Annotated in this window: 23 protein-coding genes; 9 read left to right on the top strand and 14 right to left on the bottom strand. The window is 72.3% G+C overall.

The genetic code is table 11. From position 1 onward, the window contains the following. Positions 1–143: 143 nt before the first annotated feature. Positions 144–1,070 carry a DMT family transporter gene (locus tag ACWFRU_RS20135; RefSeq protein WP_453688751.1) on the bottom strand — a complete coding sequence of 309 codons (927 nt, stop codon included), beginning with the start codon at positions 1,068–1,070 and terminating at the stop codon, positions 144–146. After that, on the bottom strand, positions 1,067–1,879 hold the full coding sequence (locus tag ACWFRU_RS20130) for a phosphatase PAP2 family protein (protein ID WP_453688749.1): 813 nt from the start codon (positions 1,877–1,879) through the stop codon (positions 1,067–1,069). Before ACWFRU_RS20130 ends, ACWFRU_RS20135 begins: the two co-directional genes overlap by 4 nt. A 189-nt stretch (positions 1,880–2,068) precedes the next feature. Here ACWFRU_RS20130 and ACWFRU_RS20125 point away from each other — a divergent pair, with 189 nt between their 5' ends. After that, positions 2,069–2,704 carry a TetR/AcrR family transcriptional regulator C-terminal ligand-binding domain-containing protein gene (locus ACWFRU_RS20125; protein ID WP_453688748.1) on the top strand — a complete coding sequence of 212 codons (636 nt, stop codon included), beginning with the start codon at positions 2,069–2,071 and terminating at the stop codon, positions 2,702–2,704. 163 nt (positions 2,705–2,867) lie between these two features. Here the strand turns inward: ACWFRU_RS20125 and ACWFRU_RS20120 are convergent, their stop codons facing one another. Together ACWFRU_RS20120 and ACWFRU_RS20115 are read right to left on the bottom strand one after the other, a co-directional pair. Beyond that, the gene (locus ACWFRU_RS20120) at positions 2,868–3,866 is read right to left on the bottom strand and encodes a DUF2510 domain-containing protein (protein WP_453688746.1); all 999 of its coding nucleotides are present in this window, start codon (positions 3,864–3,866) and stop codon (positions 2,868–2,870) included. Positions 3,867–3,964: 98 nt separating this feature from the next. Continuing rightward, positions 3,965–5,134 (bottom strand): anhydro-N-acetylmuramic acid kinase, encoded by a 1,170-nt coding sequence (locus ACWFRU_RS20115; protein WP_453688745.1) that lies wholly within the window; start codon positions 5,132–5,134, stop codon positions 3,965–3,967. A 488-nt stretch (positions 5,135–5,622) separates the two neighbouring features. Between ACWFRU_RS20115 and ACWFRU_RS20110 the strand changes: the two genes are divergently transcribed. After that, on the top strand, positions 5,623–6,234 hold the full coding sequence (locus ACWFRU_RS20110) for a hypothetical protein (protein WP_453688743.1): 612 nt from the start codon (positions 5,623–5,625) through the stop codon (positions 6,232–6,234). A gap of 21 nt (positions 6,235–6,255) precedes the next feature. Here ACWFRU_RS20110 and ACWFRU_RS20105 read toward each other — a convergent pair whose 3' ends face one another. The 3 genes from ACWFRU_RS20105 to ACWFRU_RS20095 are packed head-to-tail and all read right to left on the bottom strand — an operon-like array spanning position 6,256 to position 9,197. Beyond that, a complete protein-coding gene (locus tag ACWFRU_RS20105; protein ID WP_453688741.1) occupies positions 6,256–6,993 on the bottom strand; it encodes a VOC family protein in 738 nt (245 codons plus the stop codon). Between the two features lie 42 nt (positions 6,994–7,035). Next, positions 7,036–8,040: an acyl-CoA dehydrogenase family protein gene (locus tag ACWFRU_RS20100; protein ID WP_453688739.1), complete on the bottom strand. Its 1,005-nt coding sequence runs from the start codon at positions 8,038–8,040 to the stop codon at positions 7,036–7,038. After that, positions 8,040–9,197 carry an acyl-CoA dehydrogenase family protein gene (locus tag ACWFRU_RS20095; protein ID WP_453688737.1) on the bottom strand — a complete coding sequence of 386 codons (1,158 nt, stop codon included), beginning with the start codon at positions 9,195–9,197 and terminating at the stop codon, positions 8,040–8,042. The genes ACWFRU_RS20100 and ACWFRU_RS20095 overlap by 1 nt, the downstream gene beginning before the upstream one ends. Before the next feature lie 84 nt (positions 9,198–9,281). On the opposite strand from ACWFRU_RS20095, the gene ACWFRU_RS20090 reads away from it, so the two are divergent. The 4 genes from ACWFRU_RS20090 (at position 9,282) to ACWFRU_RS20075 (ending at position 14,705) form a co-directional block, all read left to right on the top strand. Next, positions 9,282–10,064: an SDR family oxidoreductase gene (locus ACWFRU_RS20090; RefSeq protein WP_453688735.1), complete on the top strand. Its 783-nt coding sequence runs from the start codon at positions 9,282–9,284 to the stop codon at positions 10,062–10,064. Between the two features lie 15 nt (positions 10,065–10,079). Next, on the top strand, positions 10,080–10,712 hold the full coding sequence (locus tag ACWFRU_RS20085; RefSeq protein ID WP_453688733.1) for a TetR/AcrR family transcriptional regulator: 633 nt from the start codon (positions 10,080–10,082) through the stop codon (positions 10,710–10,712). A 57-nt stretch (positions 10,713–10,769) separates the two neighbouring features. Further along, complete coding sequence (locus ACWFRU_RS20080; RefSeq protein ID WP_453688731.1) at positions 10,770–11,927, top strand: acetyl-CoA C-acetyltransferase; 1,158 nt, start codon at positions 10,770–10,772, stop codon at positions 11,925–11,927. Between the two features lie 129 nt (positions 11,928–12,056). Next, positions 12,057–14,705, top strand: a complete 2,649-nt coding sequence (locus ACWFRU_RS20075) for an ATP-binding protein (protein WP_453688729.1) — start codon at positions 12,057–12,059, stop codon at positions 14,703–14,705. Positions 14,706–14,769: 64 nt separating this feature from the next. Here ACWFRU_RS20075 and ACWFRU_RS20070 read toward each other — a convergent pair whose 3' ends face one another. Genes ACWFRU_RS20070 through ACWFRU_RS20055 form a run of 4 tightly spaced genes read right to left on the bottom strand, consistent with a single transcriptional unit; the run spans position 14,770 to position 18,264 of the window. After that, positions 14,770–15,810, bottom strand: a complete 1,041-nt coding sequence (locus ACWFRU_RS20070) for an NAD(P)H-dependent flavin oxidoreductase (protein WP_453688904.1) — start codon at positions 15,808–15,810, stop codon at positions 14,770–14,772. A 17-nt stretch (positions 15,811–15,827) separates the two neighbouring features. Further along, complete coding sequence (locus ACWFRU_RS20065; RefSeq protein ID WP_453688727.1) at positions 15,828–16,631, bottom strand: CoA-transferase subunit beta; 804 nt, start codon at positions 16,629–16,631, stop codon at positions 15,828–15,830. Continuing rightward, positions 16,628–17,491: a CoA transferase subunit A gene (locus ACWFRU_RS20060; RefSeq protein ID WP_453688725.1), complete on the bottom strand. Its 864-nt coding sequence runs from the start codon at positions 17,489–17,491 to the stop codon at positions 16,628–16,630. Before ACWFRU_RS20060 ends, ACWFRU_RS20065 begins: the two co-directional genes overlap by 4 nt. Next, positions 17,488–18,264 carry an enoyl-CoA hydratase family protein gene (locus ACWFRU_RS20055; RefSeq protein ID WP_453688723.1) on the bottom strand — a complete coding sequence of 259 codons (777 nt, stop codon included), beginning with the start codon at positions 18,262–18,264 and terminating at the stop codon, positions 17,488–17,490. The genes ACWFRU_RS20060 and ACWFRU_RS20055 overlap by 4 nt, the downstream gene beginning before the upstream one ends. A gap of 67 nt (positions 18,265–18,331) precedes the next feature. Here ACWFRU_RS20055 and ACWFRU_RS20050 point away from each other — a divergent pair, with 67 nt between their 5' ends. Both ACWFRU_RS20050 and ACWFRU_RS20045 read left to right on the top strand, forming a co-directional pair. Then, positions 18,332–19,099 carry an SDR family oxidoreductase gene (locus tag ACWFRU_RS20050; protein WP_453688721.1) on the top strand — a complete coding sequence of 256 codons (768 nt, stop codon included), beginning with the start codon at positions 18,332–18,334 and terminating at the stop codon, positions 19,097–19,099. A gap of 62 nt (positions 19,100–19,161) precedes the next feature. Beyond that, a complete protein-coding gene (locus tag ACWFRU_RS20045; RefSeq protein WP_453688719.1) occupies positions 19,162–20,094 on the top strand; it encodes an SDR family oxidoreductase in 933 nt (310 codons plus the stop codon). A gap of 46 nt (positions 20,095–20,140) precedes the next feature. On the opposite strand, the gene ACWFRU_RS20040 is transcribed toward ACWFRU_RS20045, so the two are convergent. The 3 genes from ACWFRU_RS20040 to ACWFRU_RS20030 form a co-directional block, all read right to left on the bottom strand. Then, entirely contained in the window at positions 20,141–21,643 is a 1,503-nt protein-coding gene (locus ACWFRU_RS20040) for a SulP family inorganic anion transporter (RefSeq protein WP_453688717.1), read from the bottom strand. Between the two features lie 117 nt (positions 21,644–21,760). Continuing rightward, on the bottom strand, positions 21,761–22,132 hold the full coding sequence (locus ACWFRU_RS20035; RefSeq protein ID WP_453688713.1) for a hypothetical protein: 372 nt from the start codon (positions 22,130–22,132) through the stop codon (positions 21,761–21,763). A 182-nt stretch (positions 22,133–22,314) separates the two neighbouring features. Further along, the gene (locus tag ACWFRU_RS20030; protein WP_453688711.1) at positions 22,315–23,751 is read right to left on the bottom strand and encodes a DHA2 family efflux MFS transporter permease subunit; all 1,437 of its coding nucleotides are present in this window, start codon (positions 23,749–23,751) and stop codon (positions 22,315–22,317) included. A 142-nt stretch (positions 23,752–23,893) separates the two neighbouring features. Here ACWFRU_RS20030 and ACWFRU_RS20025 point away from each other — a divergent pair, with 142 nt between their 5' ends. Continuing rightward, positions 23,894–24,568 carry a TetR/AcrR family transcriptional regulator gene (locus ACWFRU_RS20025; RefSeq protein WP_453688709.1) on the top strand — a complete coding sequence of 225 codons (675 nt, stop codon included), beginning with the start codon at positions 23,894–23,896 and terminating at the stop codon, positions 24,566–24,568. Positions 24,569–24,599 lie beyond the last annotated feature (31 nt).

Here is a 24,599-nt window from a genome sequence, read left to right as displayed (position 1 = left end):
TTTTGTGTTGTCACCGGCCTTTTATCCAGCTCTGGCGGGTTTTGGGGTTTGTTTTTTCGGCTCTAAATGTTTTGTGGGGGGCGTCCTGGATCCAGGACGCGCCCCAACACCGTTTACGCGTCTACGAGCCTGACGGGGCTGCCTCAGTGGCGTGACAGATGCAGCGCGGCGGGTTCGGTCTGCCCGGGGATGGAGGGCAGGAAGTCCTGTGGGGACAACTCCGAAGGTGCCTCCGAGGACGCGCCGTCCCGTGGTGACCGCGTCAGGACCAGCACCCCGTACGCCGCGATCGCCGCGCCCCCGGCCGCCAGGAACAGCCCGGCCACGCCCCCCTGCAACCGCTCGCCGAGCAGGGTGACACCGATGGCGGCGGCGGCCACCGGGTTGGCCAGGGTGACGACGGCCAGGGGCGCACCGAGCCCCCCGCGGTACGCGGTCTGGGACAGCAGGAGACCGCCCACCGCGAACGCGGCGACGAGCAGTGCCACGACGATCACCTGCGGGCTGAGCAGCGGCCCCGAGCGGTCCGTCGCGGCGACCGTCACGGTCTGGGTGAGCGCGGACGCGACGCCCGAGGCGAACCCGGAAGCGGTCGCGTGACGCAGCCCCGGCCGCGTACCGGGCCGGGAGAGCAGGCCGATCACGGCCATCGTGACGCCCGCGACGGCCAGCGCCTCCGTCAGGGACAGCGTGTCGTCGGGCGCGGGACCGGAAGCGGTGAGGAGCAGGGCGCCGAGGCCGATGAGCGTGAGCCCGGTGCCACGCCACTCCGGCGAGGTGACGTGCCGCCCCGCCAGGCGGGCGCCCAGCGGCACGGCGGCGACCAGGGTGAGCGCGCCGAGCGGCTGCACCAGGGTGAGCGGACCGTACTTCAGGGCCGCCACGTGGAGCAGCGCCGCGGACGCGTTGAGCCCGACCGACGACCACCAGGGTCCGCTGCCGAGCAGCCGCAGGAAGCCGTTGCCGGAGTCCGTGACGCGGGTGGCGAGACGTTCCTGGGCCACGGCGGCACACGCGTACGCGGCGGCCGAGACGAGGGAGAGCGCGACGGCGAGGAGGGTGGCGTTCATCGGCGGACCCCGGGAGCGGCCAGCTCACGCGTGGGCGCGTACCGCCGCACGACGCGCGAGCGCGTGGGATCGGGCAGCTTGATCACGGCGAGCGCGATGCCGAGCAGCGCGGTCACCACGAGGGCGTCGAGCCAGTAGTGGTTGGCGGTCCCGACGACCACGAGCAGGGTGATCAGCGGGTGCAGCAGCCACAGCCAGCGCCACCGCGAGGAGGTCGCGACGATGAGTCCGACGGCGAGCATCAGCGCCCACCCGAAGTGCAGGGACGGCATCGCCGCGAACTGGTTGGCCATCGAGTCGGTCTGCGGGGAGGCGCCGTACACGCTCGGTCCGTACACCTGCCCGGTGTCCACGAGGCCGGTCGCCTCCAGCATCCGGGGCGGCGCCAGCGGGAAGGTCAGGTGCAGCACGAGGGCCGCCGCGGTCAGCGCGGCGAGCACCCGGCGGCTCCACACGTAGTGCCGGGGCCTGCGCAGGTAGAGCCAGACCAGGAAGAGCGCGGTGGCCGGGAAGTGCACGGTCGCGTAGTAGGTGTTCGCGATGTGCACCAGGGTGTCGCTGCTGAGCAGCGCGCTCTGTACGGCGCCCTCGCCCGGCAGGTGCAGGGTGCGTTCGGCGTCCCACACGTGGTGGGCGTTGCGGAAGGCCTCACCGGTGTGGCCGTTGGCCAGCTGCCTGCCGAATTTGTAGACGAGGAAGAGTCCTGCGACGAGGAGGAGCTCGCGGACGAGGGGCGGTCGGGCAGATGTGTCCGGCTCCCGGACGGCTATGTCCGGTTTCCCTTCGGCAGGCTCGGTTCGGGATTTCATCCCCCGGCCCCTTTACGTGACGACTGGGTGGTGCGGGTGGTGAGTGGTCCAGCGCCTCGCGCGGTCGTGGAGCGCCCCACTCATCGATACGCCAGTGTACCGATACGCCAGTGTACCGATACGCGGCCGTACCGGTACACTGGCGTATCGATAGGGTCGGTCGAAGCCGCCGCACCAAGGAGAAGAGCCATGACGTCGCCGGACCGGGCAGCAGAAGCAGGCACGACGGACCCCGCGGGCTCGTCGCGCCGCTCCAAGATCACGCCCGAGCGTGAGCAGGAGTTCTACGAGGCCGTCCTCGACCAGCTCCGCGAGTGCGGGTACGACGCCGTGACCATGGAGGGCGTGGCCGCGACCACCCGGTGCAGCAAGTCCACGCTCTACCGCCAGTGGAAGACGAAGCCCCAGTTCGTGGCCGCCGCGCTGCGCGCCAACCGCTGCGTGCGGTTCGCGGGCATCGACACCGGCACCCTCGCCGGTGATCTGCGCGAGGCGGCGCGGGCCGCGGGGGAGTGGTCGACCCGGGACAGCATGCTGGTGCAGGCGCTGAGCCACGCGGTGCTCCAGGACGAGGACCTGCGCAGCGCGCTGCGCGAAGCGCTGGTCGAGCCCGAGACGAAGGCGCTCGACGAACTGATCGAGCGCGGGGTGGCCCGGGGCGAGATCGCCGCGGACCATCCGGCCACGAAGTTCATCACGGCCCAGCTCATGGGCGTGGTCCGGGCACGGCCCGTCCTGGAGGGCAAGCAAGCGGACGAGGAGTATCTGTCCGACTTCGTGGAGGCGTGCGTGCTGCCAGCTCTGGGGCTGACCGGAGCCACCTGATCGTGGACCGGGGCCCGGTGGATGACGGGCCCCGATCTGCCTGGCGCGCCGCACCGTGGGGACGGGGGTGGCGTGGCCGCTCTTGGCCGGGCGGGCGGAATCCTCGTGGTTCCGCCCGCCCGGCTCTGACGTTCCCGGCGCCCGTCAGGTTCTGCGGGGCCCGTCAGACCTCCTTGCCGTTGCCGCCCCCGCCGCCCGACGCGGCCTTGATCCCCTTGGTGATCTCGTCCATGACGGACAGCTTCGGGGACTTGTCGTTCACGTCGATGCCGAAGCGGACGATGACGAGCTTGGACTTCAGGGTGGGCGAGGGGAAGGCCAGCGACTGGACGTACCCGTCGTCGCTCTTCTCCGTGACGGCCTTCCAGCGCACCAGGTAGCCCTTCTGGCCGGCGACGGTGACCGCCTTGGACTCCAGCTCCTTGTGCGAGGTGATCTTGCCGTAGGTCTTGCCGCCGTACGACTCCTTGGCGTTGACGGAGATGTCGGCCTTGGCGGCCGCCTCCGCCGTCTTGGCGTCGATCTTGAAACCCTCCGCGAGTCCGGCGTACGCGCCGCCGCGGGTGCAGGTCTTGGCGGTGTCCCTGGGGCAGGGGTAGGGCCCCGTGGTCACCGAGGCGCCGCCGCTCTGCCCGGCCGCGCCGGTCCAGCCGTCCGGCACCGGGAGGCTGATGCCGCTGAGGGGGTCGGTGGCGTACCCCTCCTCCGACGGCGGGGCCGAGCCGCCCGGCGGCTGGGACTGCTCGGGGTCCTGCGGGTCCTGGGGAGCGCCGGGCTTCGAAGGGGCGGAGGACGAGGGGTTCTTGGCGGCGCTGTCGCCGTCCCCGTCGTCATCAGCGGTCAGGAAGTAGACGCCGCCGCCTATCCCCGCCAGGACCACCAGGGCCACGCCTATGGCTATGCCCATGCGCAGGCCGCGCCGAGGAGCGGTGGGCTGCCCCGGATAGGAGGGATAGCCCGGGTAGGCGCCCGGGGTGCCCGTCGGGGGGCCGGGCGGATAGGCCGGGGGAGTCGCCGGGGCGGAACCGTTCCACCCGGCGGCGGATCCCACCGCGCGGACCTGGTCCGTCCATACGTTCCCGTCCCACCAGCGTTCGGTACGGGGGCCGTCAGTTGTCTGGCCGGGGTCGGGGTACCAGCCGGGAGGGGTTACCTGGGTCATGGGCGTCAGGGTATGAGCATTCGGTGAAAGTGGGATGAGAGGGGGCCTCTACGGAGGTCACCGTTCGGCCGCTGTATTCCGCGCGGAGAGCGGTGAGTTCACCGCCCCTGCCCGTCCACCACCAGCCGCACCGGGCCGTCGCCCCCGGGAGCGGGCACCCGCACGCCGGCCCGGCCCGGCGTGATCGAACCCAGCACGCTCGCATGCCGCGCACCCGTACTCTCCGGCACCGTCCCCGGCAGCCCGTGCGCCGTCAGGAAACCGAGGACCGCGAAGGCGTACGCCTCCTTCGCCGCGGACGGCAGACCGAGCTCGTCGGAGGTGCGCACCGGGACCTTTCCGCCCAACTCGGCCCGCAGGAAGGCCATCAGCGTCGGGTTGCGGGTGCCGCCGCCGGAGGCGATGACCTCGGAGGCGTCCACCGACCTGACGGCGTCGGCGACCGTGCGGGCGGTCAGGAGGGTGAGCGTGGCGATGACGTCCTGCGGGGCGAGCGCCTCGTATCCGGCGAGCGCGGCCCGTAGATAGGGCAGATGGAAGAGCTCCTTGCCGGTGGTCTTCGGGGCGGGGCGCGCGTAGTACGGCTCGCGGAGCAGGACCGCGAGCAGACCCTCGTCGACGGTGCCGCGCGCGGCCATCTCGCCGTCCATGTCGTACGTCAGCCGCTCCCGGGTCAGCTCGCGCACGGCGGCGTCGATGAGCGCGTTCGCGGGGCCCGTGTCGAAGGCGGTGCCGTCCGCGGCGGTGATGTTGGCGATGCCGCCGAGGTTCAGCGCGGCGGGGGTGCCGGGCCTGCCGCGCAGCCACATCCGGTCGACGATGCTGACCAGGGGCGCGCCCTGGCCGCCCGCGGCGATGTCGCGGGGCCGGAAGTCGGCGACCACCGGAAGGCCCGTCGCCTCGGCGATCCACGCGGGCTGCCCGATCTGCAGCGTGCCGTGCACCTGGCCGTCGGCCACCCAGTGGTAGACCGTCTGACCGTGCGAGGCGACCAACTCGGCGCGCGCGTCGCACAGTTCACGGTCGGCCTCAGCCGCCGCGGTGGCGAAGGCCTGGCCGATGCGGGTGTCGAGGCGGCACACGTCCGCCAACGTGGTGGCGGCGGGTGGCAGCGCGGCGGCGAGCGCCGTCCGCAGCTCCTCGTCGTACCCGCGGGTGATCAGACCCAGCGGGGAGAGCAGCAGGCGGTCGCCGTCGATCGTCAGGTCGGCCGCCGCCGCGTCGATGGCGTCGTACGAAGTCCCCGACATGAGCCCGATTACGCGCACGTGCTGCCCCTTCCGCTCTCCTGACCAGTGCGTTTTGATCATTGCAGCGAAGAAGGGGCGAGCGCACTCGCACGTACGATCCAGTTCAGGCCATCGACGCAGAGGGAGGGGGAACTTGTCCATGTCCACCACGGGATCGCCCGGTCCGCGCCAGGGGGTGCGCCGCACGAACCTCACCCGAAACGACGGCACCTGGAACGGCCTCCTCCTGGAAGTTCGCGAGCGGCCCCGGCCCGGACTGTGCCTTTGGACCGCCGGGAACCGGCTGCTCCTGACGCGAGGGGAGAGCGCGGAACCGCTGCTGCTGGCCGTGGTGGACCCGGACCGCGACGGCGTCGACTTCTACCGCACCGGCCGCCACCGACCCCTGGTCCCCCCTCTGCGCACACACCGTCCGCGCCTTCGACGGCTCCCCGGAGCGCTGGGCCCACCACTACGCGGCCCTGCTCGCGACGTCGCCCGACAGCCCCCTGCACGACGGGCGTTGGGTGCTGTCCCCGGACCCGCTGCTGGGCCTGCGCCCGAACCACCCCCAGGGCGAGTCACCTGGGGAGTACTGGCGCTCGCTGCTCATCGAGGGCGATCCCGACGGGTACATCGAGTGGTTCATCCACAACGGCTCGTGGGAGATTCTTCCGCTGCGGGCGATGCCCGGCGCCGACGACCCCAGGGTCAAGGCCTGTCGCAAGCAGGCGCGGGACGGCACCCTGCCGCCCGTCCTGCTGTGGTGGGTGAGCGGCCTCGACAGCCACCTGGTCCTGGACGGGCACGCCCGACTGGCGGCGGCGATCGCCGAATCCGTGGAACCGGCGGTCCTGGAACTGCGACGGACCGTCCCGCAGGACGAGGTGGACTCCGGCACGGAGCGGGCCGTGGCGGCGTACGAGACGGAGCTGGAGCGGTTCACCGCGCTGCGCGCCGCGCAGGGCCCGCGCGTCCCCGATGGCGCCGAGTTCGCGGGGCCCGCCCTTGTCCGCCGTCTCGACGCACTGCGAACGGCACAGCGCCCCACGTGGGCCTGGCCGCTCCCGGGCGGTGTGCGGGAGTGGCACAGGATCGCCCGAGAACAGGTGGGCGAGGGGAGCTGGGAGTACGGGTGACCGGGCGCGCGGGGCCTTGTCTCAGCGCAGGGAGAGGACGCAGAAATCGTTGCCTTCCGGGTCGGTGAGGCATGTCCACGGCACGTCGCCCTGGCCGAGGTCGGCGTCGGTGGCGCCCAGGGCCCGCAGCCGCGCCACCTCCGCTGCCTTGTCGTCACCCTTGTACGGCGCCACGTCGAGGTGGGCGCGGCTCACCACGGTGTTCTCGCCGGAGGTGCGCAGGAACTCCAGATACGGGCCGACCCCCTTGGACGAACGCATCCGGGCGTGATCGTCGGACACCTCGTGCAGGGTCCAGTCCATCGCCTCACCCCAGAACCGGGCCATGGCCCGCGGATCGGCGCAGTCGACCACGATCGCGGCGACCGGCCCGGTGTCCCGGTACAGCTCCCGAGGCTCCAGCACGCAGAACACGTTGCCCTCCGGGTCGGCCATGACCGTCCACGGGACGTCGCCCTGGCCCACGTCGGCGGGCGTCGCACCTAGCTCCGTCAGGTGCGCGACCAGTTCCGCCTTGTGGGTCTCGGAGGTGGTGGCGAGATCCAGGTGCACGCGGTACTTCACCGTCTCGGGGTCCGGGACGACGACGACATCCACGCAGATGGCGGAGGGGTCGGGGTAGGCGACGCCCTCGGGTTCGACGTTCGTGACCCCGGGGCCCTCGCTGGTGATGCCCCAGCCGAGCGCCTTCGCCCAGAACTGTCCGAGCGCCCATTCGTCCCGGGCCTTGAAATTCACGTTCACAAGTCGCAACGGCATGGTGGCGATCATATGCAGGGGTGGATGACGCGTGGCCGGAATTCACTCCCGGGGCCGCCCCTCCCCCCGGGCCCCGGACAACACCAGCCGCCGGCACTCGCCGGGGCCGCCCCACGCGCCGCGCAGCGCCCGCGCCTTCGTCAGCCACAGCGACAGGTCGTACTCCGCGGTGTAACCGATGGCGCCGTGGAGTTGGAGTGCCGCCCGCGCGGCGCCGTACGCGGCTTCGCCCGCCGCCACCTTCGCCGCGGCCACATCCGCCGTCTCCAGGGTCAACGCCGCCCCGAACACGAGGGGCCGGGCGAACTCAAGGCCGATCAGGACGTCCGCCAGTCGGTGCTTGACCGCCTGGAAGCCGCCGATCGGCGTGCCGAACTGGGTGCGCTGCTTCACGTACGCCACGGTCTTGTCGAGCAGCGCGAGCCCGACGCCCAAGGCCTGCGCCGCCGTCGCGAGCGAGGCCCAGTCGGCCGCGTGCCGGGAAGCCTCCGTCACCGACGGGCCCGAGGCGAGCAGTTCGCCGGGCTGGAGCCGGGCGAGGCGCCGCGCCGGATCCAGTGACCGCTCCACGCGTGCGTGCCCGGAGGCCAGGCGCAACTCGCCGTCCCTGGAGGCCAGCCGCAGCGTCGCCGAGTCCGCGTCCAGTGCGAAGGGCCCCCCTTGGGGGAGCGCGAGCGTCGTGATGGCCTCCCCGGAGGCCACGGACGCCAGGAGGCGCTTGGCGGGGGCCGCATCGCCCAGTCCGGCCAGGCGGGTGAGCAGGGCGCCCGCCGCCACCGTCTCGACCATCGGCCCCGGCACCGCGTGCCGTCCCAACTCGACCAAGGCGACGGCCGTTTCCACCGGGAGCGGCCCCACGCCCTCGTACTCCTCGGGGACGGCCAGGGCGAACACGCCCGCGTCGGCGAGACGGCTCCACACGGCATGCCCCGGCGTGTGGTCCCCGGCGGCCCACGCCCGCGCGGCGGCCGGGGTGTCCGCCGCGGTCAGCATCGCGTCGAGCGAGCGCGCGAACTCGCGCTGCTCGTCGTCGAGGAGGAACCTCATCAGCGGCGTCCCTTCGGCAGTCCGAGCAGCCGCTCGGCGATGATGTCGCGCTGGATCTCGTTGGTGCCCGCGTAGATCGGCCCGGCGAGGGAGAAGACATACCCCTCGGCCCATTCGCCGCCGTCCGCCAACTCGCCCTCATGGCCCAGGAGATCGAGTGCGGTCTCGTGCAGCGCGATGTCGTACTCGGACCAGAAGACCTTGTTCAGGCTCGACTCCGCGCCGATCGTCTCGCCCGCCGCGAAGCGCGACGCGTTGGCCCAGGTGAACAGCTGATAGGCGCGGGCCCCGATCACGGCGTCGGCGACGCGGTCGCGCAGAGCGGTGTCCGCGGGGTCGCCGTTCGCGCGCCACTGCCCCACCAGGCGGTTCGCCGCGGCGACGAAGCGGCCGGGGGAGCGCAGGGTCAAACCGCGTTCGTTGCCCGTCGTCGACATGGCGATCCGCCAGCCTTGGCCCGGCTCGCCGATCACGCCCTCGTCCGGCACGAAGACATCGTCGAGGAAGAGCTCGGCGAACGCGGGCTTGCCGTCGAGGCGTTCGATGGGGCGGACGGTCACGCCGTCCGCGTCGAGCGGGAACATCAGGTAGGTCAGGCCGCGGTGCGGCTTGTCCCCGTTCTTCCCGTACGGCTCGCTGCGGAACAGGCCGAACGCGCGGTCGGCGAAGGCGGCCCGCGACGACCAGGTCTTCTGCCCGCTGAGCAGCCAGCCCCCGTCCGTGCGGCGGGCGGTGGAGCGCAGCGACGCCAGGTCCGAGCCCGACTCCGGCTCGGACCACGCCTGCGCCCAGATCACCTCGCCGCTCGCCATCGGGGGCAGCACCCGGGCGCGCTGCTCGGCGGTCCCGAAGTCGAAGAGGGTCGGTGCGAGGAGGTTGATGCCGTTCTGCGAGACACGGCCGGGGCCGCCCGCCGCGAAGTACTCCTCCTCGAACACCAGCCACTTGACGATGTCGACGCCCTGCCCGCCGTACTCCTCGGGCCAGGAGACCACCGACCAGCGATCGGCCGCGAGCTCGCCCTCCCAGGCGCGGTGGGCGGCGAAACCCTCGCGGGTCTCCAGGGACGGCAGCGGCTCGGCCGGCACATGCCCGGCGAGCCAGTCACGTGCCCGCTGCCTGAACTCCTCTTCTCCGGCGGTGAAGTCGAGGTCCATCCGTGGCCCACCTACCTTCCCTAACAAGTGTTTGGTAGATTACCCTGGGATCGAGGCAGTCGTCGAGAGCTGAGGGGGCCGAGCGTGGACGCACCCGCGTATGTGCCGGGGCACGGTCTGCTCGCGGGCCGCGCCGCCGTCATCACCGCCGCGGCCGGAGCGGGCATCGGTGGCGCCACCGCCCGCCGCTTCCTGGAGGAGGGCGCGCGCGTCGTCATAGGCGACGCGCACCCGCGCCGCACCAAGGAGACGGTGGAGGCGCTGGCCGAGGAGTTCGGCGCGGAACGGATCGAGGGGACACCCTGCGACGTCACGGACGAAGCCCAGGTCCAGGGGCTGTACGACCTGGCCGAACAGTGCCACGGCGGTCTGGACATCGTCGTGAACAACGCCGGACTCGGTGGCACGGCCGAACTCACCGAGATGACCGACGAGCAGTGGGACAAAGTCATCGACGTCACGCTGAACGGCACGTTCCGCTCCACCCGGGCCGCCCTGCGCCGCATGCGTGCCGCCGGGCGCGGCGGCGTGATCGTGAACAACGCCTCGGTGCTCGGCTGGCGCGCCCAGGCCGGCCAGGCGCACTACGCCGCGGCGAAGGCGGGCGTCATGGCCCTCACCCGCTGCGCCGCCGTCGAGGCCGCGCCCCACGGCATACGGATCAACGCGGTCGCGCCCAGCCTCGCCATGCACCCACACCTGGCGAAGGTCACCTCGCCGCAGCTGCTCGAGGAGCTGACCGCGCGCGAGGCCTTCGGACGCCATGCCGAGCCGTGGGAGATAGCCAACGTCATCGTCTTCCTGGCCGGCGAGTACTCCTCGTACATGACGGGGGAGACGGTCTCGGTCAGCAGTCAGCACGCCTAGGCGGAGAATGGCCGTGTGTCGAAACAGAAGCAGAGCAGCACCACGAAGAAGAAGGCCCCCGTGAGCGCGCCCGAACGCCGTAGCGAGCTCCTCGCCATCGCGGCCGACGTCTTCGCCGAGCAGGGGTACAACGCGACCACGGTCCGCAAGATCGCGGATGCCGCGGGCATGCTCGCCGGCAGCCTGTACTACCACTTCGACTCCAAGGAGTCGATGCTCGAAGAGATCCTCTCCACCTTCCTCACCGAGCTGTGGGACGGGTACGACACCGTGCTCCAGTCGCGGCTCGGCCCCCGCGAGACCCTGGAAGCGCTCGTCACCGAGTCCTTCCGGGAGATCGACCGGCACCGCTCGGCCGTCGCGATCTACCAGAAGGAGTCCAGGCACCTGGTCGCGCAGGCACGCTTCCAGTACCTGACCGATTCGCAGCAGCGCTTCGAGAAGACATGGCTGACGACGCTGGAGCGCGGCGTCGCGGAGGGTGTCTTCCGCGACGACCTGGACATCCGGCTCGCCTACCGCTTCGTGCGCGACACCGTCTGGGTCGCCGCGTCCTGGTACCGCCCCGGCGGCGGCCACAGCCCCGAGGAGATCGCCCGCCAGTACCTCTCGATGGTCCTGGACGGCATCGCCGTACGCACCACGTAGAGCGCGCGTCGTCGCCCGGCGGCCGCACCGACCGAGGAGCACGAGGAGTACGCAGTCATGGCCGAGGCCTACATCGTCGAAGCGGTCCGTACCCCCGTCGGCAGGCGCAAGGGCGGCCTCTCGGCCGTCCACCCCGCCGACCTGGGAGCCCATGCCCTGAAGGCACTCGTCGAGCGCACCGGCGTCGACCCCGCGGCCGTCGAGGACGTCGTCTTCGGCTGCCTGGACACGGTCGGCCCGCAGGCCGGGGACATCGCCCGTACCTCCTGGCTCGCGGCGGGGCTGCCCGAAGAGGTGCCCGGCGTGACGATCGACCGGCAGTGCGGTTCCTCGCAGCAAGCCGTGCACTTCGCGGCGCAGGGCGTCCTGTCCGGCACGCAGGACCTCGTCGTCGCGGGCGGCACGCAGAACATGTCGATGATCCCCATCGCCTTCGCCTCCCGGCAGGCCGCCGAACCGCTCGGCCTCACCGAAGGCCCGTACGCGGGCAGCGAGGGCTGGCGCGCCCGCTACGGGGACCGGCCCGTCAACCAGTTCCACGGCGCCCAGCTGATCGCCGAGAAGTGGGGCATCACCCGCCGCGACATGGAGGAGTTCGCCCTCCGCTCGCACCGGCGGGCCGTCCGCGCGATCGACGAGGGCCGCTTCGACCGCGAACTCACCGCTTATGGGGACGTGACCACCGACGAGGGCCCGCGCCGCGACACGACACTGGAGAAGATGGCGGGTCTCAAGCCCGTCCTGGACGACGGCACCATCACCGCCGCCTGCTCCTCACAGGTCTCGGACGGCGCCGCCGCCCTGCTCATCGCCAGTGAACGGGCCGTACGGGAACACGGGTTGACGCCCCGCGCCCGCGTCCACCACCTCTCCGTGCGCGGCGAGGACCCGATCCGGATGCTCTCCGCCCCGATCCCCGCCACGGCGTACGCCCTCAAGAAGACCGGCATGAGCATCGACGACATCGACCTCGTCGAGATCAACGAAGCCTTCGCGCCGGTCGTCCTCGCCTGGCTGAAGGAGACCGGCGCCGACCCGGAGAAGGTCAATGTCAACGGCGGCGCGATAGCTCTCGGCCATCCCCTCGGCGCGACGGGCGTCAAACTGATGACGACGCTCCTGCACGAACTGGAGCGCACCGGCGGCCGGTTCGGCCTGCAGACCATGTGCGAGGGCGGCGGCCAGGCGAACGTGACCGTCATCGAGCGCCTCTGACGGCGTCCAGCTTCGGACTTGACCTTCACCCCTTGTGGGAGTTGCTGCCCGGACCCCCCACCGTGAGGCCTTCTACCCGGCTAGTCTCGATGTCTGTACGTCGATTGAGCGACCTCGGGAGGTAGCGCGATGACGCAGGGACGGCCCGGAGGCGCCGCCTGGGCCCCGCTGTGGGAGCGCGACGCGGAACTCGCCGCTGCCGCGAGGGCCGTTGACGAGCTGTGCTCCGACTCGACGACGGCGGGCGGGCTGCTCGTCTTCCAGGGCGAGGCGGGCATCGGCAAGACGGCGCTCCTCGCCGAGGTACGCCGCATCGCGGAGGGGCGGGCCGTGGTGTGGTCCGCGCGAGGCGGCGAGACCGTCACCTCCGTCCCCTTCAACGTCGTACGCCAGTTGCTGCAGCCGGCTCTCGTCGGCCTCTCGCCCGAAGAGGCACGGGAGTATCTCGGCGACTGGTACGAGATCGCGGGCCCCGCCCTCGGCATAGCCGAGCCGACCGGTGTGCAGGCCGACCCGCAGGGTGTGTGCGACGGCCTGGTCGAGGCGGTCGCACGGCTCTCGGGACTGCACTGGCCGCTCGTCCTGCTCATCGACGACGCCCACTGGGCCGACCAGGAGACCCTGCACTGGCTGGCCGCGTTCGCCCAGCGCCTCGACGAACTGCCCGTCCTCGTGGTGGTGGCCCACCGGCCCGACGACGCCACCGGCGACAGCGCGCGCCACCTCGCGGCGGTCGGCGCGGCGGCCCGCCCGCTGCCCCCGCTGCGCGCGCTCACCCCGGACGCGGCGGCCGGCCTCACCCGCGCCACGCTCGGCGAGCACGCGGACGCCCCGTTCTGCCGCGAGGTCTGGGCCGTCACGGGCGGCAATCCCTACGAATCCGTGGAACTGCTCGCCAAGGTCCAGGACAGCGAACTGGAGCCGGTGGAAGGTTCCGCCGCCGAGCTGCGCGCCCTGAACCGTTCGGCGCGCGGCCGTGGGCTCGTCGCCCGTCTCGAAGGGCTCGGCACGGACGTCACACGGTTCGCGTGGGCGGCCGCGATCCTCGGCACCGCCATCCCGCTGGACCTCGCCGCCTCGCTCGCCGGGATGACCCGCGAGACGGCCGAGCGGTGCGCGGAGCGGCTGCGCACCGCGCGCATCCTGCTCGGCGCCGACGAAAGCCTGGAGTTCGTCCACCCGCTGATCGCGAGCACCGTCTACCGCTCGATCCCGCCCGCCACCCGCACCGCGTTCCACGGCCAGGCCGCCTGGGCCGTCACGCTGTCGGGCCGCGGCGCCGCCGCCGCTTCCCGGCACCTCCTCGAGGTGCATCCGGACGACGACCCCGAACTGGTCAAGCAGCTGCGTGAAGCGGCGGCCGAGCACCTCGCGGTCGGCGCGCCGGACGCCGCCCGCCGCTGCCTCGAACGGGCCCTGCGGGAACCTCCGCTGCCCGAGACCCACGCGCGCGTGCTCTACGAACTGGGCTGCGCCACCCTCCTCACCTCGCCCGCCACGACGATCGGTCACCTGCGCGAGGCCCTGGCCACGCCGGGGCTCGACCGGAAGCTGCGGGTGGACGCGGTCTGCCGCCTCTCCCAGGCCCTCGTGCACAACGACCAGCTGGAGGAGGCCCTGCGCGTCGTGGACGCCGAGGCCGAGCGTCTCGACCCCGGGCCCGACCGGATGCGTCTGGAGGGGGTCCACTACATGTGGGAGGGCATCCACGCGCGTGAGGACGACGCGACGGGCCGCTCGCGCCGCCTCGCCGCGCTCGCCCGGCCGCTGCCGGGACGCGACAACTCCGAGCGGGCCCTGCTGATCCTGCGCGCCTTCGACGCCATGACCCGCGGGGAGAACGCGGAGGAGGTCGTCGAGCTCTGCGACCGTTCCCTCGTCAACGGCCGCCTCGCGCCCGGCCTCGGCTGGACGGACACGGAGTGGGGCTTCGAGCTCTTGACGATGCTGGGCGGCGCCTACATCTTCACCGACCGCCTCGACCGCGCCGAGAGCGTCTTCGCCGAAGGGGTCCGCGCCTACGAGGCCGCGGGCTGGAGCGGCGGTCATCTGGCCGTCGCCAAGGCCTGGTTGGGTCTGGTGTACCGCAGGCGCGGGCGGCTCGCAGAGGCGGAGGAGTCGCTGCGGGAGAGCCTTCGGCTCACCGACCGGGTCGGCAGCGGGCTACCGATGCACTGGGACGCCGCGTGCAAGCTCATCGACGTGCTGCTCGCGCGCGGCAAGGTCGACGAGGCCCAGGAGGCCGCCGACCGGTACGGCATCGCGCCGCCCTACCCGTCCACGATCTTCCTGCCCGACATCCACTACGTGCGCGGTCGGCTGCTGATCGCCTCGGGGCGACGGCCGGAGGGTGTGAACGAACTGGAAGTGGCGGCGAAGACGGCGAACGAACGCGGCTGCTACAACCCCGTCGTCAACCCCTGGGCGTACGAACTGGCCCGGGCGGTCGCCGTCGAGGACCCGCGGCGGGCCGCCGACCTGGTCGCCGAAGCCCGGGTGCAGGCGGAGCACTTCGGAACGGAGACGGCGATCGGCGAGGCGCTGCGGTGCGCGGCGTCCCTGGAGAGCGGCCGGCGGTCGGTCGAACTGTACGCACGGGCCGTGGCCTGCCTGGAGGCGTCCCCGTGCGCCTACGAACACGCGGTCGCCCGCGTCGAGTACGGCATCGCGGCAGGCTCCGCAAGCGAACTGGCACGCGGCCTCGCGCTGGCCGAATCATGCGGGGCAACGGACCTGGTCACCCGAGCGCGGGCTTCGCTGGAGGTGGCGGGGGTCTGAGTGGACCATGGCTCCGGTGAGCGGTCGCGGACTGCCGGCACGGCCGCATGCTCGCAGGCCCCGCTCAGCCCAGTCGTCTCACCACCGCCGCCGCCTCCCTCATCACCTCCGTGATCAGCTCCTCGCATGACGGGAGGTTCTCGATTACGCCCGCCACCTGGCCGGATGCCATGATTCCGGCCTCCGGGGAGCCGTTCACCATCGCTGACTTCAGCATCATCGGCGTGTTCGCGGCGAGCAGGGTCTGGCTCCACGTCAGGCCCTTTCCGTGCCGCATCGTGCGGCCGTCGCGGATCATGTCCCGCCACCCCATGCCGGACATCTTCCGGAACGCCGCAGCGTGCCGCACGGCCCGCGCGAGGGATGCCGTCCGGCCCGACTTCTCCAGGGCCGCGACGAACTCCGTCCGCAGCATGCGGTGGGGGAGGCCGTCCACGCGCGTGGTGACCGTGATGTCCTTGACCGATGCGGCCAGATAACGCGCCTTGACCGCGTCCGGCACCGTCGAGTCCGACGTCAGCAGGAAACGCGTGCCCATCGCGACACCCGCCGCGCCATAGGCGAGCGCGGCGACGAGCCCCCGGCCGTCGTAGAAACCGCCCGCCGCGATCACCGGAATGTCCACCGCGTCCACGACCTGCGGCAACAGCACCGTCGTGGCGACCTCCCCCGTGTGCCCGCCGCCCTCGCCACCCTGCACGACGACCGCGTCCGCGCCCCACGCCGCGACCTTCTCGGCATGCCGGCGCGCGCCGATGGACGGGATGACGACCACCCCGGCGTCCTTGAGCTCCGCGATCAGCTCCTTCGAGGGGGCGAGCGCGAAGGACGCGACCCGCACCCCCTCGTCGACGATGATCCGCACCCGCTCCCGCGCGTCGCCCGCGTCGGCACGGAGATTGACCCCGAAGGGCTCCTCCGTACGGGACTTGACCTCGCGGACGGCCGAACGCAACTGGCCGACCGTCATCGTCGCGGAGGCCAGGATGCCGAGGGCGCCCGCGTTCGCCGTCGCGGAGACCAGGCGCGGGCCCGCCACCCAGCCCATGCCGGTCTGCACGATCGGATGCCGGACGCCGACCAGCTTGGTCAGCGCCGTCTCCATGCTCGCCGGGGGCGGCGTCACGAGCGGACCTCGCGCTCACGCAGACCGCGCGGGTCCACCACGTCCCGGATCAGCCGGAGCTCCTGCGCGGTGGGCTCGCGGGTGGTGGGGACGTCGTCCGCCGTGGCGAGGGCGAAGCCGGTCGATTCCCGCACCTGCTCCAGCGTCACGCCCGGATGCAGGGACACCAGGCGCATCGCGTGGTCCGCCGCCCCGAAGTCGAAGACACCGAGATCCGACACGACCCGGCGCAGGTCGTGGAAGCGGGTCGCGGAGGGCCCGGCCGCCGCCGCGCTGTCGTACCCCACACCGCTGATCATGTCGACCTTCTCCACGAAGACGCGCGTCGAGTGACGTGGGATCCAGTAACTCACCGGGTTGTTGAGGGTGTTGACCGGGGCGCCGCGCACGCCGAGCAACTGGCGCTTGGGCCGCTCCCAGTCGCCGATGCAGGAGATGTTCTGGTTCCCGAAGCGGTCGATCTGGCTCGCGCCCATCATCACGTGACGCCTGCCGCCCATGACCATCGTCAGATGCTTCCTGTACGGCAGCCAGCCCTCCGTCACCGCCGACGGCGCCCCCACGGCGGGCACATCCCCGATCAGCAGCGCCTCCCCGTCCGTGAGCAGCAGGTCCGGCGAGAACGTCAGCTTGGCGAGCCGGGCGGCGATCGAGGGGATCGTGCCCATCGGCGACGCCAGGATCTCGCCGGCGTCCCGCCAGGCCTCGGCGCAGGCGATCACGCAGTACTCGGCGCGGGTGACGGCGGCCCCTTCGGAGGCGCCGGACGTGGCCGTCGGGTCGGTGTCGGTCCGCGTCATCGCTGCTCCTTGTGCCAGGTCCGGACGGCCGTCTGATAGTCCTGCTCGGTGCCGGTGAGGAAGCGGTCCTCGAATTCCTTCCAGGCGTCCGGGTCGCCCGCGGCCGCGGCGTACGCCTTCTGGAAGGGCTCGTCGCGGCCGTAGTCCGGCACGCACGAGGTGAAGTGCGCGCCGTCGGGTGTCTCGGCCACGCCCGTCACCGCGTGCCGGGAGACCAGCATCGTCTGCGGTGCCGACCGCGCGGTCAGCTCGCTCGACTCGACGATCCGCTCGCACGACACGTACGCCGAGTCGGCCGCCTCGCAGAACAAGTCGTCGAAGTACGGGTCGGGGCCCAGGTACTGGGCGTTGCCCAGGCGGTCGGCGCGGTTCAGGTGCACCAGGGCCGCGTCCATCCGCAGCGCGGGCACGGCGACCAGCTCCTCCCTGTCGTCGTACGGCGAAGTGACCGTACGGAGCTGGGGGTTGACCCGCAGGACGTCCGAGCCGAGGCCCGCGCGGATCGGCAGGAACGGCAGCCGCTGGGCTCCGGCGGTCAGGCCCTGCATGAACATCGCCTCGTCCAGCTCGACCAGTTCGAAGGCGCCCCGCTCGCGTGCCGCGCGGAAATGCGGCTCCAGGGGGATCGAGTCGAGGGTCGTGAACGCCGTGACCAGCTTGCGGATCTTCCCCGCCGCGGCGAGCAGACCGACGTCCGGGCCGCCGTACGAGACGACCGTGAGGTCCGTGATGCCGGACCGGAGCAGGGCCCGCACCAGGGCCATGGGCTTGCGGCGCGAACCCCAGCCGCCGATGCCGAGCGTCATGCCGCTGCGCAGCCGTCCCACGATCGCGTCGGGCGTCATGGTCTTGTCCGTCATGCCCTGCCCTCCTCTTTCGTCTCCCGCTTCCTGGAGTTCGCGCCGAAGTCCTCGCGGATACGGTCGGCCAGGCCGCTCAGGTTCGCCTCGAAGGTGAAGCCCTGCTCGAAGCGGTAGCTCCGGTGGACGTCCACGGGGTCGATGCCGTTGATCGCGGCCTTCGCGAACCGCAGCAGCGTCCCGTCCTTCCGCGCGATCTCACGCGCCAACTCCATTGCCGCTTCCCGCAGTTCCTCGCGTGGGACGACCCGCCACACGGAGCCGTGCGCGTGCAGCTCCGCCGCCGTGGCCGTGCGCGAGGTGTAGTACAAGGCCCGCATCAGGTGCTGTGGGACCAGGCGGGCGAGATGCGTGGCCGCGCCGAGCGCGCCCCGGTCGAGTTCGGGCAGGCCGAAGGTGGCGTCCTCGCTCGCCACGATCGCGTCCGCGTTGCCCACCAGGCCGATGCCGCCGCCCAGACAGAAGCCGTTCACCGCCGCCACGACCGGCACCTCGCACTCGTACACCGCCGAGAACGCTTCGTAGCAACCGCGGTTGGCGCCTATCAGGGCGCTGTGGCCGCTGTCGCGCTGCATCTCCTTGATGTCCACGCCCGCGTTGAAACCGCGGCCCTCGGCGGCGAGGACGACGCAGCGCGTCCCGGAGTCGTGCCCCGCCGCGCGCACCGCGGCCGCCAGGTCGAACCACCCCTGCACGGGCAGGGCGTTGACGGGCGGGACGTCGACGGTGACGACGGCCACGCCCTTGTCCGGGGTGGAGGTGGAGACAGACATCAGAGGATCCGCTACCTTTCAACCAGGCCCTTCAACCAAACATTTGTTAGTTGGAAAGGTAGCAGCGATGACTGACACCCGACAGGTGGTCGTCGTCACCGGCGGCACCCGAGGCGTCGGCGCCGGGATCGCCCGCGGCTTCCTCGCCGCCGGCGCACGGGTCGTCGTCTGTGCCCGCAGGCCGCCGGGCCGGCCGGTCGAAGCGGCGGGGGCGGCGGCCGAGTTCCGGCCGCTGGACCTGCGTGACGCGGCGGCGGCGCACGCGTTCTTCGCCGAAGTGGCCGCCGATCACGGCCGCCTGGACGCCTTGGTGAACAACGCGGGCGGCACGCCCTTCGGGCTCCTCGCCGATGCGGCCCCGGCCCGCCAGGCGAAGATCGTCGAACTCAACCTGCTGGCCCCGTTGTACGCGTCCTTGGCCGCGTACGAGGTGATGCGCGGTCAGGACGGCAGCGGGAGCAGCATCACCATGATCGGCAGCGTCAGCGGCTCCCGGCCCTCACCCGGCTCCGGTGCCTACGGGGCGGCCAAGGCGGGCCTGGAGAACCTCGCGCGCACGATGGCCGTGGAGTGGGCCCCGAAAGTGCGCGTGAACACCGTCGTGCTCGGCCTGGCCCGCACCGAGAGCGCCCATCTGCACTACGGGGACGAGGCCGGTCTCGCGGCGGTCGCCCGCACCGTCCCGCTCGGCCGCCTCGCCGATCCGTCGGACGTCGGTGATGCGTGCGTGTTCCTCGCCTCCGAGGGCGCCCGCTACATCAGCGGCGCCGCACTGCACCTGCACGGGGGCGGCGAACGCCCCGCGTTCCTGGACGCGGCGTCCGTCAACCACTGAACGTGTCCGAGCAGTTCCGACCGAACGTATCCGAGCCGTTCCGTATTACCGAGGAGTTCCGCATGACGTCAGCCGACAAGCCGGGCACGGGAATCTGCGCGGGCCGCGTCGTGATCGTCACGGGCGCGGGCCGTGGCCTCGGCCGTGCGCACGCGCGCGCCTGCGCGGCGGAAGGCGCCAGGGTCGTGGTGAACGACCTGGGGGCGGGGGCCGACGGCTCCGGGGCGTCCGGCGGGCCCGCGCAGGAGGTCGTCGAGGAGATCCGCGCGGCGGGAGGGGAGGCCGTCGCGCACGGCGGTGACATCGCCACGTCCGAGGGAGCCGCGTCCCTGGTGCGGACCGCGCTCGACACGTACGGAAGCCTCGACACCCTCGTCAACAACGCGGGGTTCCTACGGGACCGGATGCTGGTCAACCTTGAGGAGGACGACTGGGACGCGGTGATGCGCGTCCATCTGAAGGGGCACTTCCTGCCGATGAAGCACGCGGCGGCGTACTGGCGGGGCGAGGCGAAGGCGGGGCGCGGACGGCACGCGTGCGTGATCAACACCAGCTCCGGGGCGGGGCTTTCGGGGAGCGTCGGCCAGGGGAACTACAGTGCGGCCAAGGCCGGAATCCTCGGGCTGACCTTGGTCGCCTCCGCGGAACTCGCCTCCTACGGAGTGCGGGTCAACGCCATCGCGCCCGCCGCGCGCACGCGGATGACGGAGAGCACCTTCGCGGAGACCATGGCCGCACCCGAAGGCGGCGGCTTCGACGCGATGGCCCCGGAGAACGTCTCGCCGCTCGTGGTGTGGCTCGCCTCCGAGTCGTCCGCGGGGGTCACGGGACGTGTCTTCGAGGCCGAGGCGGGGCGCATCACCGTCATGGAGGGCTGGCGACCGGGGCCGACGGCCGACAAGGGCGCCCGCTGGACCCCGGCGGAAGCGGGCACCACGGCACTCAAGCTGCTGGCCGAGGCCGAGGCACCCCGACCGGTGTACGGGGCGCGGTAGAAGCAAGCACCACGGAGCCGCGCGGTCGCACCCACCAAGCTCGTTCTCAGGGGCCCGGCGCCACCCGTACCGGATCTGTGCCCTCCCTGCTGTGGCGTTCCGTCCAGTTCTCCAGTGACGTATGGCAGGCGTGGTCCAGGTGTCGCAGCCCCGTGAGGTCGAGTTCGACCGGGCGGTCCGGAGGCAGGGACTCCAGTGCGTCGAGGAGCTTGGGGAGCCGCAGGAAGGTGGCGTTGCCCGACAGGTGCACGTGGATGGGACCCACGCCCTTGTCGACGACCTCCACGTGCACGTGTGACGTCTCCCAGGCGGACTTGACCACGGCGAGCACGAGACCGATGAGGACCCCCTCGAACATGCTCACCGTGACGATCGCCGTGGCCGTCACGACCAGGACCACCGCCTCGCCGCGGTGCTCCCGCCACAGGTGTGCCAACTGCCGCACCGGGATCAGCTTGCAGCCCGCGTGCACGAGGACGCCGGCCAGCGTCGCGACCGGGATGAGGCCGAGCGCCGCGGGCAGCAGCGCCGCGAAGAGCAGCAGCCAGACGCCGTGCAGCACGCGGGATGCCTTGGTCCGCGCGCCCGCCCGCACATTGGCGGAGCTGCGGACGATGACCGCGGTCATCGGCAGCGCGCCGAGCAGCCCGCTCACCGCGTTGCCCGCGCCCTGCGCCATCAGCTCCTTGTCGTACGAGGTGCGCGGGCCGTCGTGCATGCGGTCCACGGCGGCCGCGCTGAACAGGCTCTCCGCCGACGCGATCAGGGCGAACGCCAGGACGGTGCCGAGGGCTGCCACACTCATCAGCTCTCCGAAGGCGGCGGCGTCCGGCACCCGCACCGCCTCGACGAGCCCCTGCACCTCGACCGTGGCCACCGGCAGGGAGAAGAGCAGCGAGGCCCCCGCGGCGAGCACCACGGCGGCCAGCGGCGCGGGGACCACGCGGACCTTCGCGGGAAGCCGGTGCCAGTACACGAGGACGACGATGGTGCCCACCCCGAGCCCGAGGGCGGTGAGAGCACGCTGTGAGCCGAGCGCGCCGACGAGCATGCCCGGCAGCCCCGCGATCTTGCCGAGGCCGCTCGCGGGAGCCTCGCTGTCCGTCATGGCGTACAACTGCCCGGCGATCAGGATGAGTCCGATCCCGGCGAGCATGCCCTCGACGACGGCCACGGAGATGGCGCGGAAGAAGCGGCCGAGGCGGAGGAAGCCCATGGCCAGCTGGAGGAGCCCTGCGGCCAGCACGAGGGCGCCGAGCGCGGCGAGACCGTACTGCTGCACGGCTTCGTACACGAGCACGGTGAGTCCCGCGGCGGGACCGCTGACCTGAAGGCTGCTGCCGGGCAGCAGGCCGGTGACGAGTCCGCCGACGACACCGGTGATCAGGCCGAGTTCGGCGGGTACCCCGGAGGCGACCGCCACGCCCGCGCACAGCGGCAGGGCGACGAGGAAGACGACCACGGAGGCCGCGAAGTCGTGTCGTAGGCCGTCGGGCGCCGTGCACAGCGAGCGGGCGCGGTCGAGCAGGGAGGCGAGGGAAGGCTGCATGTCGGTTGACTCCTGAGCACCGTGGGGGCGCATCGGTGTGACGTGGACCGGTTCGGGTCCGGCCGACGGCGCGTCAGGCGAGGAGGCCTGGCGGCATGGCCGTGCCGGAGGTCCCGATCAGCAGCGGAAGACCTGGAGGAGGGCCGGTAGTTCACGGCCCGCGGGTTTCGTCCCGGGGTGGGCGACGGCAACGGCGCGGCACGCGCGCGTGCCGTCGTACGGAGTCGTGGCCGGATGGGCGTGGAGCTGCGGAGCCGTGTCGGGGGTGAGGTCACGGCAGTGCGGACGCCCGCGCACCGGGAAGCGTTCGGACTCCTCGGGATGGGTGTCCTCGCCACACTGGGCGTACGGCGCCGTGGCCGGTGGCGTACGCGATTCCACGGCGGACGCGTGTGCGTTGGCCCCGTGCGCGAAGAACTGGACGATCACCAGGAGCACGGCGGTCAGCGCCGCGGACAGCATCCGCCTGCGCACCCCGGCTCCCGTCACAGTGGCAAAGTCCTCACGTGGCCGCGTAACTCCCATGGTCACCAAGTAACTTAACCGCCGGAACCGTCACCTGAGTGACCGCGCGGTGACGTGGCGCGACAGCCACCCTTCGATCAGATGTGCGTGACACGTCTGCGCGGGCGGGGTGTGCGGGCCCCGCCCGGCGCGGGGTGCACGTGGTGTCAGTGCACGTGCGGCCCGCCGGTCAACCGCGGCTTCCCGCTCGGCACGAGGGCGAACGTGGCGGCCGCGCTGACCGCCGCGGCCACGGCGCACACCATGAACGCGTCCGCGAAGCCGCCTCCCGTCCCGCCGTCGATCCCCGTCGCGGCGACCGTCGACACCACGGCCACGCCGATCGATCCGCCCACCTCATGGCAGGTGTTGACCACGCCGGACGCGACGCCCGCCTCCTCGTGGGCGATGAACCCCAGCGCGGTGGTGGTGGCGGCGACGAACACCGAACCGAGCCCCAGGGCGGCGACGGACATGCCCGGGGCGACACTCGCCCACGCGTTGCCGTCGGTCCCCGCCCCGGCGAGCAGAGCGGTGCCGAGCCCCGCGAGCGCGAGCCCCGCCGCCGCCGTGGGCCGCGCCCCCCACTGGCCCACGAACCGACCGCCGAGGTGCGCGCCGACCCCCGTGGCGACGGCCACCGGAAGGAACAGCACCCCGGTCCGCAGGGCGCTGTGGCCGCGTACCTCCTGGAGGAACACCGACCCCAGGAAGAACAGCGAGATCAGCAACGCCGTCGCGACCAGCATCAGATACGAGCCGGCGACGACCGGGCGGCGCCGCAGGACGGCCGGGTCGATCAGTGGTGAACGCTGCGCACGCTCGACGGCGGCGAACGCTCCGTAGGCCACGATCGAGGCGGCCACTGGCACCAGCGTCCGGGGGTCCGACCAGCCCGTGTCGCCCGCCGCCACGAGGCCGTAGATGAGCGAGCCCGTGCCCGCGGTGACCAGCAGCGCGCCGGGAATGTCGAGGCGGGCGGGCCGGGGAGCGCGGGCGGGGACGACGGCGGGCAGGGCGAGGAGCAGGGCCGCGCCGATGGGGACGTTGACATAGAAGATCCACTCCCAGCCGGGGCCGTCGGTCAGGACGCCGCCGAGCAGGACGCCGATCGCCGCGCCCGCCCCGCCGATCGCCGACCACACGCCGAGCGCGCGATGACGGTCGCGGCCCTCGAAGGTCGTGGTGACGATGGCCAGGGCGGCGGGGGAGAGCAGCGCGGCTCCGACGCCTTGCGCGGTCCGGCCCGCGAGGAGGGTCGCCGGGCCGGACGCCAGGCCCGTCAGCAAAGAGGCGGCGGTGAACAGGGCGAGGCCACAGAGGAGGGTGCGGCGCGCCCCGAGGACGTCCGCGAGCCGGCCGCCGAGCAGCATCAGCCCGCCGAAACAGAGCGTGTACGTCGTGACGACCCAGGTCAGCGCGGTGCGGCCGAGGTCGAGGTCGGCGGCCATGCTCGGCAGCGCGACGTTCACGACCGTCACGTCGAGCACCAGCATGAACTGGGCGACGCACAACAGCGCGAGCGCCGTCCACGGGCGTGAGCCGGTGGGGGGTGGCGCGGCTGTGTGGGGCGCGGCGGCCGGGGTCGGGTGGGAAGGCGTCATGGCGGGTCCTTGGGCATAGAGGGGCCGGGAGGAAGGGCTGGGGACATGGGAAGCGGGCACGTTGGGTCGCCGCATCTGAACTGTACTGACTAGTTCATGTGAACTCAACTGTTCAGTTCAGTTCGCTGGTAAAGTGCGGCGCATGCGCACTGAGGGAAACAGCGAGGCAAGGAGCGGGGGCCCCACGGGACCCACGCGCCCCACAGGCCCCCGCGCCGAGCGTAAGCGCGAGGCGATCGTTCGAGCGGCCCGCACGCTGTTCCTGCGGGAGGGCTTCGGTGTCGGCATGGACGCCATCGCGGCCGAGGCGGGCGTGTCCAAGGTGACCGTCTACAACCACTTCGGGAACAAGGAGACGCTGTTCGTCGCGGTGATCGCGGGCGCGCTCGACGAGCCCCTCGACGCCTCGTCGTCCGTCGCCGCTCTCGACGGCCTCACCGAGGCGGACGACCTGCGTGAGGCGTTCCTGAACGTGGCCCGCTCCTGGGTCGACGTCGTCCGCAACGACCAGGAGATGAACGCGCTGCGCCACCTCGTGGCCCGGGAGATCCATCGCTTCCCCTCGCTCGGCGAGGCCTGGGGGGCGCGCGGCCCGGAGGGGCATCACCCCGCCATCGCGGGCGCGTTGCGCGAGCTCGCCGAGCAAGGGCGGCTCACCGTCCCCGACCTGGAGACGGCGGTCCTCCAGCTCTACTCCCTGCTGGTCTTCCCGCACCTGGTCTTCGGCTCGTACGGAACCGACGTCAGCGAGGACCTGACGGAGCGTCTGATCGTGGCCGGTGTCGACATGTTCCTCGGGTTCTACGCCACCGCTTAGCGTCCCAGGGCGACGCGCCCGAATTGCGCCA

This window comes from Streptomyces sp. NPDC055099, assembly GCF_053607685.1.
This window is presented reverse-complemented; position numbering and strand designations above follow the sequence as displayed.